The sequence below is a fragment of the Pseudomonas sp. 91RF genome (assembly GCF_003576265.1).
Taxonomy (GTDB): Bacteria; Pseudomonadota; Gammaproteobacteria; order Pseudomonadales; family Pseudomonadaceae; genus Aquipseudomonas; species Aquipseudomonas kribbensis.
Genome location: NZ_QWFC01000014.1, coordinates 208,807 through 225,031, shown reverse-complemented (window position 1 = coordinate 225,031; position 16,225 = coordinate 208,807). Strand labels below are relative to the sequence as shown.

Below are 16,225 nucleotides of genomic sequence, written 5' to 3'. Positions count from 1 at the left end.
GCGGCTCGCTGATCCATCGGGGACTCTTGATTCCAGGGCATGGTCAGTACCTCCTGACCATGATTGATACCTGTAAACCATGTCCCCGGTCTCAAACGTAAAGGATGTACCCGGTCTTTACCCACCCTAACCCTCTCCCAGAGGGAGAGGGGACTGACCGCGTTGTTCGGGAGAGGTACGCCGACGTGAACGACCGAGTCGAACTCAAGAAAAAAAGCACACATTCCGCTTCTGCTTTGGCTTCCCACCACTCAACACAATGAGCGTTAGCTCGAGTACCGCTTTTGACGTGCCGGCCCCTTCGGCCGGCTGAGTGGAGGGATTCATCCGGGGGTGGGCGCGTAGCGCCGTTCGACGAAGTCGAACACACCGAGAGGAGGTGCAGCGAAGCAAACCGGAGGCGGTGCCCCCGGATGAATCCCGGAGCGAAGGAACACCGAGCCACAGCGAGGTGCCGAACGCCGGGGCCAAGCGTTTTGGTTACTTTTGGGCGTCTGCAAAAGTGACTCGCTGTAAGAGCGAAACCGCCAGCCGCAACACCCGCAGAAACGGATATTCACCCAAAACCCCAAAAGCCTGGTCGGCCCAGAGGCCGCCAAGACAACCCCAAACAGAAAATGTTAGCTTGCTTGGCATCACACCAGCCGCCAAGTCCGAGCCCAATGCCAATGAAAAAAACAGTCCTGGCCTTCAGCCGCATCACCCCACCCATGATCGAACGCCTGCAACAGGACTTCGACGTCATCGTCCCCAACCCGAAAAACGGTGACATCAACGCCCAGTTCAACGAAGCCCTGCCCCACGCCCACGGCCTGATCGGTGTCGGCCGCAAACTCGGCAAGGCTCAACTGGAAAACGCCGCAAGACTCGAAGTCGTCTCCAGCGTCTCCGTCGGCTACGACAACTACGACCTCGCCTACTTCAACGAGCGCGGGATCATGCTCACCAACACCCCGGACGTCCTGACCGAAAGCACCGCGGACCTGGCCTTCGCCCTGATCATGAGCAGCGCCCGCCGCGTCGCCGAACTGGACGCCTGGACCAAGGCCGGTCAATGGCAGGCCAGCGTCGGCGCGCCGCTGTTCGGTTGCGACGTACACGGCAAGACCCTGGGCATCGTCGGCATGGGCAACATCGGCGCCGCCGTCGCCCGTCGCGGACGCTTCGGCTTCAACATGCCGATCCTCTACAGCGGCAACAGCCGCAAGACCGGACTGGAACAGGAACTTGGCGCACAGTTCCGCAGCCTGGATCAGTTGCTGGCTGAAGCGGATTTCGTCTGCCTGGTGGTCCCACTCAGCGACAAGACCCGCCACCTGATCAGCCATCGCGAACTGGCACTGATGAAGCCCGAGGCAATTCTGGTGAACATCTCTCGTGGCCCGGTAGTCGATGAACCAGCACTGATCGAAGCCCTGCAAAACAACCGCATTCGCGGCGCCGGCCTTGACGTCTACGAGAAAGAACCGCTGGCCGAATCACCGCTGTTCCAGCTGAAAAACGCTGTGACCTTGCCGCACATTGGTTCGGCCACGAATGAAACCCGTGAGGCCATGGCCAATCGGGCGCTGTCCAATCTGCGCAGCGCCCTGCTTGGCGAGCGGCCGCAGGATCTGGTCAATCCGCAAGTCTGGCGCGGTTAAAAAAGATCGGGCAAGTGTTGTATCGCACTTGCCCGACTTTTTATCCGGTGCACATAACTTGCAATTCAACCAAACAACAAAACAGACATTGGCGCTATAGACTCTTCAGAAATTAAAACTTATGGAGAGCCCCCACCTTGAATAGCCTGACCACCGACCAAATTGTCCGCTACAGCAAAGTCATACTCATGGCTTACATCAGCTTCTTCGGGATCCTCGTGATGTACAGCAACTTCACCGACTATCCGTCAAACTATGAATATGTCGGACACATCCTCAGCATGGACACCACACAGGTCAACGAAAACATACGATATCGGGCAATCACCTCACCCATGCTACACCACCGCATTTACTGGCTGATCATTACCCTCGAGGTGATTTACACCGTTTGTTGCCTGCTGGGCACTTATCACCTTTATCGAAAAATCAACGAATCGGCAGAAGCTTTCCACGACGCAAAGAAACTTTCGATCATTGGTCTGATGATCGCCATGTTCGTTTATTACGTCTGCCTGCAAACCATCGGCGTTGAATGGTTCGACATGGACACTTCACAAACATGGAATGCCAAGGACTGGGCCCGGCATATTGTCGATTTCATATTTCCGCTATTGATTTACATCGTCATAAAAGTTGAGCGCTGAATATTCAGCGCTCATGTGCATCAGGCCAGTTTGCCTTGAGTCGGCAGTATCGGTGCGCGGGGTTTGCGAAACACCAGCACGTTGCCCAGCATGACCAGCACCAACCCGGCCAACGCCGGCGCCGTCCACTGGTAGCCTTCGGCAAACGCCGAAACGTTCAACGCCACCACCGGGAACAGCACTGTGCAATAAGCCGCACGTTCCGGCCCCATGCGACCGACCAGGGTCAGGTACGCGGTGAAGCCGATCACCGAACCGGGGATGACCAGGTACAGCAGCGCGCCGATGTAGCGCGACGTCCATTCCATCTCGAACGGAATGCCTTTGACCAGGCACCACACCGACAGCATCACCGCGCCGTAGGCCATGCCCCACGCATTGGTGGTCAGCGGTTTGAGGCCGGCCTTCTGTTGCAGGCTCGACAACATGTTGCCCGCCGAGAAACACAGGGTGCCACAAAGCGCCAAGCCAAGGCCGAGTAAGGTTTGCGGACTGGCGTGATGCCCCGCCAATTCCGGCCAGAACAACAGGCCCAGACCGAACAACCCCAGCGCTCCGCCCATCAACACATTGCGCGCAATACGCTGGCCGAAGAACACCCGTGCATTCAGCGCGTTCCACAAGGTCGCGGTGGAAAACACCACCGCCACCAGACCGCTGGGGATCCATTGGCTGGCGGTCAGGAAACACATGAAGTTGACGCAGAACAGGCACAGGCCCTGCGCCACACAGATCAGATGCCCGCGCCGGTTCATCGGTTGCAGACGGCGGCTGAGCAGCAACAGCGCAAACAACACCATCGCGGCGAGGCCGAAGCGATAGACGATCGACACCGGAATCGCCACCACGCCCAGTTGCCACTTAAGGGCGATCCAGGTGGTGCCCCAGATCAGTACGGTCAACAAATACAACGACAGGTTCATGGCAGACACTCCTTGATTGGGTTTCAGTGTCGTCCGCGCCATCCGCTCACGCTTGCATAAACTTGCGCTTTTGTCGGGCCGCAGGCTGGCAGCGGAAAATCCAAGGAGTAGGATGCAAGGCGTTGAAGAGAACCGACTGACCATGGCCGCCATCGATACCCTGCAAGTCTTTCAAGCGTTGAACAGCTCGCCGAACGCACGCCTTGTGCACAGCGCCGAGCTGGGTGACGGCTTGTCTGCCGCTTTGTGGACCAACCACCACGATGCGCAGAATTATGAAGCGCCGAGCCATCACACCCTGTCCTGCTACATCGCCGGCGGCACCGGTACATTCCGTCGCGATCAACCCGGGCAGAAAGGCGGGCCGGACAAACTCTGTATCCTGCCCGCCGATCATGAGTCGGGCTGGGTGATCAACGGTGATATCCGTCTGGCGCATCTGTATTTCAGCGCCGAACAATTTGCCCTGGGTTGCGTCACGCTGCTGGATCGCGAGCCCCGGGAAATGCAGTTGCGCGAACAGACATTTCTCGAAGATCCGCAACAGGCCCAGCGGTTTCGCCAGTTACTCACCCTCAATTGGGACGAACCCGCCGAACGTTTGCTGACCAGCAGCCTGGCCCATGAACTGATCAGCCATACCTTGCTCAGCCAGGTCGGCGTACGTGAGGGTTTGCGTCTCAAGGGTGGACTGGCACCGCATCAGCGCCGGCAACTGGTGGAGTTCATCGACAGCCAACTGGCCGAGCCGATCAGCCTCGGGCAACTGGCGGGATTGTGTGCGTTGTCGGAATACCACTTTGCGCGGATGTTCCGGGTGAGCTTCGGCTTGCCGCCGCATCAGTATGTGCTGGCGCGGCGCTTGAGCCGGGCACGGGAATTGTTGCGCGGGACGGCGTTGCCGTTGGGGGAGATTGCGCTGGCGTGCGGGTTTTCCAGTGCCAGTCACTTCACCAACCGCTTTCGCCAGGTGCTGGGCGGAACGCCCGGCGAGTATCGCCAGGCGTTTTTGCGCTGATCAGAACTCCAGCGTGCTCGACAACGAAATCTGCCGCGAATCGCCCATCGACACGAAGAACCGGCTGGCCGCCGAGGTGTAGTAGGTGCGGTCGAACAGGTTCTTCACGTTGAACTGGAACTTGACCTTCTGACCTTCCACCTTGGTGTCGTAAGTGGCAAACGCATCGGCCACGGTGTAGCTCGGCAGCTCGAAATCATTGACCGCGTTGCCTGCCCGCTCACCAACATACCGCGCGCCGGCGCCGACCCGCAGTTGATCACCGCCGATCACGCTGCCGAAGTCGTAGACCGCCGACAGCGAGCCGGTATTTTTCGCCACGTTCTGCAGCTTGTTGCCTTTGTAGTCCGGATCTTCCGTGACCTCGGCGTCGGTGTAGGCATAGCTGCCGATCATGCTCCAACGGTCGCTGAGCTGGCCGGTCAGGTCCACTTCCAGACCACGGGAACGCACTTCACCGGCAGCGCTGTAAATCGTGGTCGGGCCTTCGGCGTTGGCCACCAGCACGTTGCGTTTCTTGATGTCGAACAGGGCGATGTTGCCGGTAACACGGCCCGGAATATCGAGGCGTGCGCCCAGCTCCCAGGACTTGGCTTCTTCCGGCGCGATGCTGCCGTCGAGCACGGTACTGCTGCCGCTCAACGGGGCGATGGTCGAGTTCGGTTTGAACGACTCGGTGTAACTGCCGTAGAACGACAACGCGTCGGTGTAGCGATACACCAGACCTGCGCGCGGCACCCACTTCTGCCCGTTGCTGTCGGTGTTGGCCTTGAACGGCACGCCTTTGCCGGCGTACTGGTCGTACTCCTGGAAGCGTCCGCCGGCCACCAGAATCCACTGGTCGTTGAGGTGGATCGAGTCCTGCAGAAATACCGAATCGCTGCGCAGCAGATCGGTCTGTGCACTGTCCGCCGGGCTGACGGTGGTGCCGGCGACTTCACGGCCGTACACCGGATTGACGTAGCTGAAAGTGCTCAGGCTTTTCTGGCGGATCAGGTCGGCGCGGTAGATCTTGCGGTACTCGTCGTCGACGCCGAACACCAGGTCATGCTGCATGCCCAGCACGTTGACCTTGCCTTCGAGGCTGGCGGTGGTGAAACGGTCGGTGCTGATCGCGCCCTGAGTGCCATCCATGCTGCGAGTCAGGGTGCCTTTCTTGGTGTCGATGGCCGTCACGCGGACCTGGCTGGCGTCATAGGTCTCGCGGTTCCAGCTGTAGCCGAAATGGGCTTTCCAGTCGTCGTTGAGTTCGTGGTCGGCCTCAAAGTGATAGAGGTCCGAGCGCCCTTCCATGTCGTTGAATTCCTCGTCCAGACGCTCGTTGCGCGAGATATCCAGCGGATGGTTGGTGCGCGGATCGATCAGGGTGCCACGGTCGAACGGCGTCAGGAATTCCCGATGCTCATACGCGAACAACAGCTTGGTGCGCTCGCCGTACCAGGCCAGCGACGGTGCAATCAGGCTTTCACGGTGGGTACCGAAGTTGCGCCAGTAATCTTCGTCTTCATGGTCCAGCACCATGCGATAGGCCAGGCCGGAGTCCCCCAGCGCACCGGTGCTGTCGAAGGAACCGCCGCTGCCGTTCTTGCCGTCGCCGTAGGTCGAGCCGCGCAGGGTCAGCGCGTTGTACTGAGTCAGTTCGGGCTTTTTGCTGACCATGTTGACCACGCCGCCCGGGTCCTGAATCCCGTACAGCAACGAGGCCGGGCCCTTGAGCACTTCGACGCGATCCACGGTGGCGTTCATCCCTCGGCCCTGCACCACCGGCATGCCGTCGCGCATGATCGAGCCGTTGCGGTTGTCGCCGAAGCCACGGGTCATCACCGAATCCTGGGTGCTGCCCAACGTGTTGCCCTGGGTGATGCCGCTGACGTTGGCCAGTGCATCATCGAGATTGCGCGGTGCCTGGTCGCGAATGACCTGGGCCGGGATCACGTTGACGGTCTGCGGGATTTCCTGGAGCGAGGCCGAGGAGCGCATCACCGAACTGGTTTCCGGTGGCTGGTAGCTCATCGGTTGATCGATGACCGAGGTGATGTTCGTCGCGCCGAGGTTCAGCGCGCCTGCGGTCGGTTGCGGTTCAAGGGCCAGGGTATGGCTGTCGGTGCGGCGGAAGGTCAGGCCGGAACCGTTGAGCAATCGTTGCAGTGCCTGTTCGGCGCTCATCTGTCCGTTGACCGCCGGTGCGTTGAGGCCGTACGGCGCTTCGACGGTGTAGACCACGCTCTGGCCGGTCACGCGACTGAAATCGCTCAAGGCCTGCGGCAGCGGTTTGGCAGCCAGGGAAAAACTGAACTGTTTCTGTGGCTGGCTGCTGTTGCTTTCAGCGGCCTGCGCCACGCTCATCGGCAGCAACGCCAACGCCGCAAAACTCAGCGCCGAGGCGCCGAACCACTGTTTGACCGAACCCGAATTTGCCCTGGACTTCATTGCTCATGACCTGTGTAGAACCGCAACGGATGCGAATGACTCGCAGTTTCAGTCACTACACGGATGGCGTCGGGATTTACCTCACCACAAATTTGAAAATATTTTCAGCGCAGGATGATCAGCTTCCCCAACACCTCATGCTGCTCGAATCCCAGAACCCCTTGCAGCGAATTCAACACCGCTTGCGGATCCTTGCTCGGGAAACTCCCGCTGACCTTGCGCGCGCCCAGTTCGTCGTTGAGCAACACGATGCGCCCCGGGTAATACCGCCGCAGATCCTGCACCACATCGGCCAGTGTCGATTTGTAGTAAGTCAGCCAGCCCTGACGCCAGGCCAGTTGCGCCTCGCTGTCCACGGCGTGCAGTTTTTGCGCTGAACCTTCGCCATACGCAACCTGCTGACCGGCGGTGAGAATCTGCTGTTGATCATCACGGGATGCCGTCACGCCGACGCGCCCGGACAGCACAGTGACTTGTGCGCCGTGTGGCTGCAGGCGCACTTCGAACTGCGTGCCGAGCACCCGCGCCTGGCCCTTTTCAGCCTCGACCACGAACGGCTCGCCGGTGTGAGTCACGCTGAAAAATCCGGCACCGCGGCGCAATTGCACATGTCGCTCGCCGTGACTGAAATCCACGGCGATGGCGCTGTCGGCGTCCAGCGTGACCCGGGATTTGTCGGCCAATGTCACGGTGCGGATTTCACCGGGGGCCGAAACATAATCAGCACCCAGATCGTCGATCCAGCGCTGCGGCTGCCAACCGGTGCCGAGGCTGATCATCAACAACAGGCAGGCCGCCATTGCCAGCGCTCCGGCCCAACGTCGAACCTGTGGACGGCGAGGCCGGTCCATCGCATTCAGGTAACCCTGCAAGGCGAACGCTTCTTCATCGGCCAGAGTGCGGGCCGGTCCTTCGCTCAATTCCCAGATGACTTGCGCCCGGGCGTAAGCCTCGGCGTGGGCGGGATCGGCATGCAGCCATTGGCTGAAGGTCAGTTGATCGCCGGTGCTGGGGCGGTCGTGCAGCAGGCTCAACCAGGCAAAAGCCGCCTGCTCCTGAGCGGGCGTCGGCGTGACGCGGTCGGTGTGATTCACGGTGCTTTCCCTGGCAGGCGTGGCGCGGGTTCGCGCAGGCTGGCCTTGCAGGCCTCGAGGGCGCGCATCATATGTTTTTCCACGGCGCTTTGGGACAGGCCCATGGCTTTGGCGATCTCGGCGTACTTGCGCCCGTGGATGCGATTGAGCAAAAAGATCTGCCGCGTGCGCTCGGGCAAGGCGCGCAACGCCGCTTCGACATGGCGCAGATCGTTGCCCGCCTCGAGCGCGGCTTGCGGTTCGCTGGCACTGCTGTCCGGTTCATCCGGCTGCCAGCCTTCGTTGACCCGCACTCGCGTGCCTTCACTGCGCAGATGGTCGATGGCGATGTTGCCGGCGCAACGCAACAGATAGGTGCTGAGTTCTTCGACCTGCACCAGCGGCCGACGCCAGAAACGCAGGAACAGATCCTGCACCAGGTCTGCCGCGGTTGCCCGGCAGCCGACGCGGCGGTTCACCAAAGCTTCCATTTGTGAACGTTGGGACAGAAACACCTGCAGAAAATGCGCACGGGCGCCGTGGGGTTCGTCGTCGCGGGACTCGGGCGGATGGCTGATCAGCATGTCAGTTCAAGGCCCATGCGACCGGGCTGGCGAGCAGGCTCAGCGCGGCCATGGTCAATGCCAGGCGCGGGCGATAAGACAACAACAGAACCAGTGCCAATGCGCTGAGCATCAACACAGCGAACCAGTCGACCAGACCGAAGCTCCAGCCGTTGCCGGCAATCGCAGCCCATAACGACAGCCCGAGCAGAAGCCATCCACCAAGGCTCAGTCCGCGACGACGCCCGATTGAAGGTTTGCCACCGAGCAGTTCGTCATGGTGCCCGGGCATCGCCAGGCACAGCGCTGTGAAACCGGAATAACAAAGCAAAAGCGCCAACAACATTCAATTTGTCCCTTGTTCGAGGGAGATGGGTCGGGGGGATTCACGGCGTGTTTTTTTTACAGCCACAACCTGCCCGCCGCGTTGCATTTTCCATGCGGCCCACAGAAGGAACAGGCCGGTGGCCACGCACGTCAGGTCAAAACCGGCCATGGCCCAGTCGTGCCGGATCAACGTCACGCCGAGGTGCTGCGAGGTGGTCAGCGCATTGAGCACTGGCAACGTTCCAAACAGCAGCGATGCCAGCGACAACTGCTCGATCCAGGCCTGGCGTCCCGGACGCAACAGCGCATGCACCACACTTAAACCCCAGACAATGAAAAACGCGTTTACCTCCCAGCCTGCCCGGCCGGCGAGACCGGCCGGCAACAGTCGATTGGCCCAGAAGAACGCCGCCACTGCCGCCACCAGCCCGACCATACCGGCAATGTTCAAGATTTCCACCAGCCGCAGTTCGAAGGGCATCACGCCGTTCTTCGCGTGTTTGAGCTGACGCTTGCCGAGCCAGATCACCAGCCCGGTGCCGATCATCGCTGTACCGGCCAGCCCGCAGAAGAAATACAACCAACGCAACACAGGTGTGGCGAACTTGCCCATGTGCAGGCCGTAGAAACCTCCCGCAATCGCCATCGGCAACGCCTTGTCCGGCGTGCTGCCGAGCAGTTGCCCGGTGACGGCGTTGAAGGTCATGTCATTGCCGTATTCGTAGACCACCTGATCGCTACTGGCCCGGGACAGCACGGCCGACGCATTGGCATCGCCCGGATTGTTCACCGTCACGTACGCTACACGGCCGCCGGGCCAGTGCTCGTTGGCTCGGATCAACAGTGGCGTCAGCGACGGGAGGATTGCCGGAAGACCGGAGCGTTCCGGAGTGGGTGTTTCGGGAAACACTTCCTCGAAAAACACGCCGAAGTTGTTGCCGTAAGTCGCCAGAATGCTGGCCGGCATCACCATCGACATGAAGATCACCAGACTGCTGTAGGTGATCATCAGGTGAAACGGCAGCACCAGAACCCCCACCGCGTTATGTCCGTCGAGCCAGGAACGCTGGCCCTTGCGCGGACGGAAGGTGAAGAAGTCCTTGAAGATTTTCTTGTGGGTGATGATCCCGGTGATGAGCGCGATGAACATCACCATCGCAGCAGCGGTGGCGAGCCAGCGCCCCCACGGGTAAGGCATTTGCAGCTGGAAATGGAAACGGTAAAAGAATTCGCCACCCATGCTTTCCCGGGGCTGCACTTCGTCGCCGGTTTGCGCATCAAGCGTCTTGCGGATGAATTTACCGCGCTCACCGGGTTGGGCTGGCGCTTGTTGCCAGCGCACACTCAGACCGGGGTCACGGGTATCGGGCAGACCAATGACCCAGCGTGACGCGTCGGGTGCATGTTGTTGCAGATAGTGCTGGGCCAGGGTAAGGCTCGCCTCGGCATTCAACGGACGCGATGGTATCTCCGGCTGCATCCAGTGGCTGGTCTCGTCTTTGAAATACGCCAGCGTCCCGGTCAGGAAAATCGCGAACAGCAACCAGCCGAAGACCAGTCCGGTCCAGGTGTGCAGCCAGGCCATCGCCTGGCGGAAACCCTCTTTCATGCGTAACCCAGCCCCCGGGCAGCGCCGGAGATCGTCGCCAGAATCACACTCGGCACCAGCAAACCGACCCATGCCGACCATGCGCTGCGACAGGCGAAACACCAGAGCACGGCCACCAGATAGACCAGGAACGAGACGGTCATGCCGGTGATGACCGCTTCGGCGCGGTTCAGCGGTAGCCACAGGGTCAGCGTGACACTGGCCAGCGCCGCGACCAGATAGCCGCCAAACACCGCCGCGAGCACCCGCGACGTGACGGCCAGACGATAGGACATGGGGAGTGCGGCGAGTTTGGCTTTCATGTTTCGACCCTGAAACGGTTAACGCCCGGCCAACAAGCCGAGACGACAGGCGAGCGATATTAATGATAAATATTCTCATACGCAAAAGAGTCTGATTGCCGGCATGCATTCGCAGCCCTAAAATGCGAACCATTCTTGTTCTCTAACGCATCCGCATGCGCCCGGAGTGATGCCGTTGTCGTCCGCCCATCCCGTCGAATCGCTGTACCAGGCCCATCACCGCTGGCTCACCGGCTGGCTGCGGCGCAAGCTCGGCTGCCCGGACAGCGCCGCCGATCTGGCCCAGGACACCTTCATCCGGGTGCTGACCGCCCGCGAGCCGCCGGTGATCATCGAGCCGCGCGCATTCCTCACCACCCTGGCCAAGCGTGTGTTGTTCAACCATTACCGCCGCCAGGATCTGGAGCGCGCCTACCTCGACACCCTGGCGCAGATGCCGGAAATGGTCGCGCCTTCGGAAGAAGAGAAAGCGATCATCCTGCAAACCCTGATGGAGCTGGATCAGTTGCTCGACGGTCTGCCGCGCGCGGTCAAACGCGCATTTCTGCTGGCGCAGGTCGATGGCCTGACCTATCCGCAGATCGCCGCTGAACTGGATATTTCCGTGGCGACGGTCAAACGTCATCTGAACAAAGCGGCGATGCGCTGCTACTTCGCCCTGTGAACCCGCCAATGGATTTTTCCGCGCAGGTCGCCGAACAGGCGGTGCACTGGTTGCTGGAAATGCAGCAAGGCCCGTTGAATCCGCGTCAGCAGCAAGCCTGGCAACAATGGATCGACGCCCACAGCGAACACCGCCGTGCGTGGGAGCACATTCAGCGGGTCAACTCGCGGTTGCGCGGGTTGTCGTCGCCACTGGCCCATGCCGCGTTGAACGCGCCGAAGTCCGGCAGCCGTCGTCAGGCGCTGAAGTTGTTGCTGATTCTCGGCGCCGGCTCGGCGGTCACTTGGGGCATGCGCGAGCACAATCCGTTGCCGTCGTTGCTGGCCGATTACCGCAGCCCGGTCGGTCAACGCCGCAAGATATCGCTCGGCGCGGGCGGCGAGTTGCAGCTCAACACTGCAAGTGCGGCGGACGTCCGGGGCGATGGTCTGATCCGTCTGCTCGAAGGTGAAATGCTGCTGACCGCCACTCAATCCTTCGAAGTGCAAACCGCCCAAGGCCTGCTGAAAACCCAAGGAGCACGGATCAATGTGCGGCAGTTTGCCGACCGCACGCAGGTTGCGTTGTTTGAAGGTCGGGTCGAATTGAACGCAAAGGGTCGCGCGCCGATGTTGCTGCCGGTCGCCCGGCAATTGAGTTTCAGCACCACCTCTGTCGGCGAAGCCAAACCGCTGGACGCCAACAGCGGCGCCTGGGCCGACGGCATGCTGGTGGCCGCGCACATGCGCCTGGGTGACTTCCTCGACGAACTCGGCCGCTACCGTCGCGGGCAACTCCATTGCGATACGAAAGTGGCTGACCTGCTGATCTCCGGGACTTATCCACTGGACGACAGCGAGCGGATTCTCGATCTGCTGGAAATCAGCCTGCCGGTAAAAGTGAAGCGCTTTACCCGCTACTGGGTGACGGTCGAAGCCAAGGTTTGATCCATCGCAAAAAAAAAATGAGCCGTTTTTCAGATCTGGCGTGACAGAGAAGGAAAGCCCCCCTTGATTCAACCTTCTCAGGACCGTCCTCCATGCACTCCACCCGCCTCACGCCATTGGCCCGAACCCTGCGCAATATTGTCCTCGGTGCCAGCCTGAGCTTCAGCGCCCTGCCCCTTGCGCAGGCAGCCGAGACCAAGGCTTATCACATCGCCCCGTCGTCGCTGGAAAATGCGCTCAACCAGTTCGGCCGTGAAGCCGGTGTGCTGATTTCCTTTGGCTCGCAGGTCACCAGCGGTGTGCAAAGCCGTGGACTGGAAGGCAGCTACACAGCGGAACAAGGTCTGAACGCGCTGCTCGAAGGCACCGGCCTTCAAGCCCGCGCCGAAGGTGGCAACGCCTTCAGCCTGCAGCCGTCGAGCGACAGCGCCCTGGAGCTGGACACCTCGAAAGTGGTCGGCGACTGGCTGGGTGAAGCCGCGCAGGTCAACGTCTTCGAACATCCCGGTGCCCGTGACGTGATCCGCCGCGAAGAATTCGAACGCCAGGGCGCGACTCAGGCCCGCGATGTGCTCAACCGCATTCCCGGGGTCAACGCCCCGGAAAACAACGGCACCGGCAGCCACGACATGGCGCTGAACTTCGGCATTCGCGGCCTCAACCCGCGCCTGGCTGCACGTTCGACCGTTTTGATGGACGGCATTCCGGTGCCGTTCGCGCCTTACGGTCAGCCGCAGTTGTCCTTCGCGCCGATCAGCATGGGCAACATGGACGCAGTGGATGTGGTGCGAGGCGGCGGCGCCGTGCGTTACGGTCCGCAGAACGTCGGCGGCGTGGTCAACTTCGTGACCCGGGCAATTCCGGACGAGCCGACCGTCAAGGGCGGTTTCCAGACCGAAACCAGCCCATCGTCCAGCCATGACGGCTTCAAGACCAGCGCCAACCTGCTGGCCGGCGGCACCAACGAGAACGGACTGGGCGGTGCGCTGCTGTACTCCGGCACCCGCGGTGGCGACTGGCGCGAACATAGCGACACGGAAATCGACGACCTGATCCTCAAGGGCAAATACCAACTCGACGAAGCCAACAGCTTCAACGCCATGGCTCAGTATTACGAGGGCAAGGCTGACATGCCCGGCGGTCTGAATGTCGCTGACTACGATGCCGATCCGTATCAGTCGACTCGGCCGAAAGACCAGTTCTGGGGTCGCCGCACGATGTTCAACTTCGGTTATCGCTATCAGGAAGATCGCCGCGAGTTCACCGCCAACACCTTCTTCACCAAGACCCTGCGCAGCGGTTATCTGGATCAGGGCACATTCCTGTCGCTGTCGCCGCGCGAATACTGGGTTCGCGGTCTGGAAACCCGTTTCGCTCAAGGTTTCGACCTCGGCCCCACCAGCCATGAAGTCGGCGTCGGTTATCGCTACATCAACGAGGCCGGCCACGAGTTGCGCTATCGCACCCCGATTACCAGCAACCAATACCCGACCACCAACAGCCGCAACGACCGCGACACCCGTGGCGGCACCGAAGCCAATGCGTTCTTCGTCGACGACCGCATCGACATCGGCAAGTGGACGATCACGCCGGGTGTGCGCTACGAGATGATCGAGTCGCAGCAGACCAACAACCTGACCAACGTCAAATACAAGGGCGACTACAACACTGCGCTACCGGCGTTGAACGTGCTGTATCACCTGACCGACACCTGGAACCTGTACGCCAACACCGAAGGTTCGTTCGGCAGCGTGCAATACAGCCAGATGCCCAACCGCGTGAGCAGCGGCGAAGTGAAACCGGAGAAGGCCCGCACCTGGGAACTCGGCACCCGTTACGACAACGGTGCGCTGCGCGCGGAAATCGGCGCGTTCCTGATCAACTTCGACAACCAGTACGAAAGCAACCAGACCAACGATTCGGTGATCGCCCGTGGCGAAACCCGGCATCAGGGCATCGAGACCAGCGTCAACTACGCCCTCGACGATTTGAGTCCGGCGCTGGCTGGCTTCGATGTCTACGCCACTTACGCCTATGTCGACGCGACCATCCGCGAAGACGGCCCGAACAAAGGCAATCGTGTGCCGTTCTCGTCCAAACACAAAGGCACGATCGGCGTCGGTTACACCGAAGGGCCGTGGAAGCTGAACCTGGACAGCAGCTTCCAGAGCGACCAGTTCGCCGACAACGCCAACACCTCGAAAGAAAGCGCCGACGGCAGCACCGGCAAGATCCCGGGCTACATGCTGTTCAGCAGCCGTGCCGGCTATGACTTCGGCCCGCAGCTGTCGGACCTGAACGTGGCAGTGGGGGTGAAGAACATCTTCAACACCCAGTACTTCACCCGTTCGTTCGATGACAACAACAAGGGCAAGTATGTCGGTGAGCCGCGTACGGTGTACGTGCAGACATCCGTTGCCTTCTGATAACAACATGCACCTTGCCCTCTCCCCAAGGGAGAGGGGTTTCAAACCCGCCACAAACAAAAACGGGCCTGCAATTGCAGGCCCGTTCTCATTGGGTGACTTATAAAATCAGCGCATCAACTGTTGATCGCTGCCTGTTCGTTTTCCAGAAATTCTTCCTCCAGCAACCGGTCATTCGCCTTTCTTTCGAACGGCACCACAGCGGCTCGCGGTTTGCCCCGCAGTTTGCCAAACAGGTGCTCCAGCGCGTGCTCCAGTTTTTCGGCTGCACCATCGATCGCCTGTTCCAGCGAATCGGCTTTGTGGGTGACGGAAATCGGTTGATGGCCTTTTGGCCGCGCTTCCAGTTGGCAGCGCAAGTCATGGGGACCCGGCTTTTCACCGTTCTCGTCGCTCAGATGGACTTCGACACGGGTCAGGTCTTCCTCATAACGGTCGAGCGTGCTCTCAATTGTGGTTCGTACCCACTCCTCCAGTCGTTTGCTGCTTTGAATATGGTTGTCGCTGTTGACTTGGATTTGCATAGTTCATCCCTTATTTCAGCTAGCTCGCAAGAGGCCTTGAACAGGATTTCGTGACCTCTTGATTACAACAATCGGCCCGCTTGACGAACATTTCAACCCCTGAAAAAAGATAAATATTCATACGCAAAAAAAGCCGGACAACCGAGTGAAGCGCTGGTAAGGTCGGGAGTTGGGTCGCCCCGTCACCCTGAAAAATCTGCTCACAATTGGCCATCACCCAACGGGTGCAGGCCACGAAAAATCTCCGCCTCTTCCACCAGCCAGTCATGCACCGCGCGCACGCCCGGATGGCTCAAGGCCCCCGGCGCATAGAGCAATACATAGCGCTTGTGATTGGGCACCGAAATCCCGAACGGTACGATCAATGTCCCCCGCTCCAGCTCATCGTTGAGCAGCGTGCGCCGGGCAATCGCCACACCCATGCCGGCAATCGCCGCTTCGATGGTCAGGTGATTGCGGTTGAACGTGTGCCCGCGCCGTACGTCGGCACCCTCGAAACCGACAGCGTTGAGATAGAACTCCCACTCCGCATACTCATAACTGCCGCGCCACGCGGTGATGTCGTGCAGCAACGGGAAATGCACCAGATCCGCCGGCCCATGCAGCGGTGGCCGCCCTCGCAGCAGGCCCGGCGCGCACACCGGGAAAATCTGCTCGTCGAGCAAGGCTGTGGATAACAGGCCCGGATAACTGCCGTCGTTCAAGTCGATGGCCAGGTCGAAATCCCCTTCATGTAACGGCACGCTGCTGTCTTCGGCCACCAGCCGCAGCTGGATGTCCGGGTAACGCTGTTGCAGGCGCGGCAGACGCGGGGTCAGCCATTTGCTGAGGAACGACGGAATCGAGCGTACCCGCAAAATCCCGCTGATCATCCCCGCATCGAGACGACGCAATTCCGCATCGATGCTGCCGTAAGCCTCGTTGACCGTGATCGCCAGTCGCTGCCCTTCCGCACTCAGCTCCACACCCCGTGCGCGACGGTGAAACAGGCGAAAGCCCAGGCGCTCTTCCAGTTGTCGGATTTGTTGGCTGACCGCCCCCGGCGTGATGTGCAGTTCTTCGGCACAACGGGTGAACGACAGGTGCCGTGCGGCACAGGAAAACACCTGCAGCCAGACGTAAGTCTGGGCATGCAATTGACGGCTCATGG

At 60.5% G+C, this 16,225-nt stretch carries 15 protein-coding genes; 6 read left to right on the top strand and 9 right to left on the bottom strand.

Going from position 1 to position 16,225, the window contains the following annotated elements:
- Positions 1–668: 668 nt before the first annotated feature.
- The gene (locus DXT77_RS04395) at positions 669–1,643 is read left to right on the top strand and encodes a D-glycerate dehydrogenase (protein ID WP_119426756.1); all 975 of its coding nucleotides are present in this window, start codon (positions 669–671) and stop codon (positions 1,641–1,643) included.
- 137 nt (positions 1,644–1,780) lie between these two features.
- Positions 1,781–2,290, top strand: a complete 510-nt coding sequence (locus tag DXT77_RS04390; protein ID WP_119426755.1) for a DUF2165 family protein — start codon at positions 1,781–1,783, stop codon at positions 2,288–2,290.
- 20 nt (positions 2,291–2,310) lie between these two features.
- On the opposite strand, the gene DXT77_RS04385 is transcribed toward DXT77_RS04390, so the two are convergent.
- Entirely contained in the window at positions 2,311–3,213 is a 903-nt protein-coding gene (locus tag DXT77_RS04385) for a DMT family transporter (protein ID WP_119426754.1), read from the bottom strand.
- Positions 3,214–3,355: 142 nt separating this feature from the next.
- On the opposite strand from DXT77_RS04385, the gene DXT77_RS04380 reads away from it, so the two are divergent.
- Positions 3,356–4,231: an AraC family transcriptional regulator gene (locus DXT77_RS04380; protein WP_119426765.1), complete on the top strand. Its 876-nt coding sequence runs from the start codon at positions 3,356–3,358 to the stop codon at positions 4,229–4,231.
- On the opposite strand, the gene DXT77_RS04375 is transcribed toward DXT77_RS04380, so the two are convergent.
- The 6 genes from DXT77_RS04375 to DXT77_RS04350 all read right to left on the bottom strand — a co-directional run bounded on the left by DXT77_RS04375 (position 4,232) and on the right by DXT77_RS04350 (position 10,535).
- Complete coding sequence (locus tag DXT77_RS04375) at positions 4,232–6,661, bottom strand: TonB-dependent receptor (protein ID WP_119426753.1); 2,430 nt, start codon at positions 6,659–6,661, stop codon at positions 4,232–4,234. It lies immediately after the preceding gene.
- 104 nt (positions 6,662–6,765) lie between these two features.
- Entirely contained in the window at positions 6,766–7,755 is a 990-nt protein-coding gene (locus DXT77_RS04370) for a FecR family protein (protein ID WP_119426752.1), read from the bottom strand.
- Positions 7,752–8,318 (bottom strand): RNA polymerase sigma factor, encoded by a 567-nt coding sequence (locus DXT77_RS04365; protein ID WP_119426751.1) that lies wholly within the window; start codon positions 8,316–8,318, stop codon positions 7,752–7,754. The genes DXT77_RS04370 and DXT77_RS04365 overlap by 4 nt, the downstream gene beginning before the upstream one ends.
- A gap of 1 nt (position 8,319) precedes the next feature.
- On the bottom strand, positions 8,320–8,643 hold the full coding sequence (locus tag DXT77_RS04360; RefSeq protein ID WP_119426750.1) for a DUF3325 domain-containing protein: 324 nt from the start codon (positions 8,641–8,643) through the stop codon (positions 8,320–8,322).
- Positions 8,644–10,233: a PepSY domain-containing protein gene (locus tag DXT77_RS04355; RefSeq protein ID WP_119426749.1), complete on the bottom strand. Its 1,590-nt coding sequence runs from the start codon at positions 10,231–10,233 to the stop codon at positions 8,644–8,646.
- Positions 10,230–10,535 carry a DUF3649 domain-containing protein gene (locus DXT77_RS04350; RefSeq protein WP_119426748.1) on the bottom strand — a complete coding sequence of 102 codons (306 nt, stop codon included), beginning with the start codon at positions 10,533–10,535 and terminating at the stop codon, positions 10,230–10,232. Before DXT77_RS04350 ends, DXT77_RS04355 begins: the two co-directional genes overlap by 4 nt.
- A gap of 175 nt (positions 10,536–10,710) precedes the next feature.
- On the opposite strand from DXT77_RS04350, the gene DXT77_RS04345 reads away from it, so the two are divergent.
- The 3 genes from DXT77_RS04345 (at position 10,711) to fecA (ending at position 14,551) form a co-directional block, all read left to right on the top strand.
- Entirely contained in the window at positions 10,711–11,199 is a 489-nt protein-coding gene (locus DXT77_RS04345; protein ID WP_119426764.1) for a sigma-70 family RNA polymerase sigma factor, read from the top strand.
- Positions 11,196–12,125, top strand: a complete 930-nt coding sequence (locus DXT77_RS04340; RefSeq protein ID WP_119426747.1) for a DUF4880 domain-containing protein — start codon at positions 11,196–11,198, stop codon at positions 12,123–12,125. The genes DXT77_RS04345 and DXT77_RS04340 overlap by 4 nt, the downstream gene beginning before the upstream one ends.
- 92 nt (positions 12,126–12,217) lie before the next feature.
- A complete protein-coding gene (gene fecA / locus DXT77_RS04335) occupies positions 12,218–14,551 on the top strand; it encodes a TonB-dependent Fe(3+) dicitrate receptor FecA (protein WP_119426746.1) in 2,334 nt (777 codons plus the stop codon).
- Positions 14,552–14,667: 116 nt separating this feature from the next.
- Here fecA and DXT77_RS04330 read toward each other — a convergent pair whose 3' ends face one another.
- Positions 14,668–15,075: an HPF/RaiA family ribosome-associated protein gene (locus tag DXT77_RS04330; protein ID WP_119426745.1), complete on the bottom strand. Its 408-nt coding sequence runs from the start codon at positions 15,073–15,075 to the stop codon at positions 14,668–14,670.
- A 200-nt stretch (positions 15,076–15,275) separates the two neighbouring features.
- Positions 15,276–16,223 carry a LysR substrate-binding domain-containing protein gene (locus tag DXT77_RS04325; protein WP_085711731.1) on the bottom strand — a complete coding sequence of 316 codons (948 nt, stop codon included), beginning with the start codon at positions 16,221–16,223 and terminating at the stop codon, positions 15,276–15,278.
- Positions 16,224–16,225: the final 2 nt, after the last annotated feature.

Coding starts and splice junctions, on each gene's coding strand:
- DXT77_RS04395 (WP_119426756.1), top strand. CDS start 669: ATGAAAAAAACAGTCCTGGCCTTCAGCCGCATCACCCCACCCATGATC.
- DXT77_RS04385 (WP_119426754.1), bottom strand. CDS start 3,213: ATGAACCTGTCGTTGTATTTGTTGACCGTACTGATCTGGGGCACCACC.
- DXT77_RS04380 (WP_119426765.1), top strand. CDS start 3,356: ATGGCCGCCATCGATACCCTGCAAGTCTTTCAAGCGTTGAACAGCTCG.
- DXT77_RS04375 (WP_119426753.1), bottom strand. CDS start 6,661: ATGAAGTCCAGGGCAAATTCGGGTTCGGTCAAACAGTGGTTCGGCGCC.
- DXT77_RS04365 (WP_119426751.1), bottom strand. CDS start 8,318: ATGCTGATCAGCCATCCGCCCGAGTCCCGCGACGACGAACCCCACGGC.
- DXT77_RS04360 (WP_119426750.1), bottom strand. CDS start 8,643: ATGTTGTTGGCGCTTTTGCTTTGTTATTCCGGTTTCACAGCGCTGTGC.
- DXT77_RS04355 (WP_119426749.1), bottom strand. CDS start 10,233: ATGAAAGAGGGTTTCCGCCAGGCGATGGCCTGGCTGCACACCTGGACC.
- DXT77_RS04350 (WP_119426748.1), bottom strand. CDS start 10,535: ATGAAAGCCAAACTCGCCGCACTCCCCATGTCCTATCGTCTGGCCGTC.
- fecA (WP_119426746.1), top strand. CDS start 12,218: ATGCACTCCACCCGCCTCACGCCATTGGCCCGAACCCTGCGCAATATT.
- DXT77_RS04330 (WP_119426745.1), bottom strand. CDS start 15,075: ATGCAAATCCAAGTCAACAGCGACAACCATATTCAAAGCAGCAAACGA.
- DXT77_RS04325 (WP_085711731.1), bottom strand. CDS start 16,223: ATGAGCCGTCAATTGCATGCCCAGACTTACGTCTGGCTGCAGGTGTTT.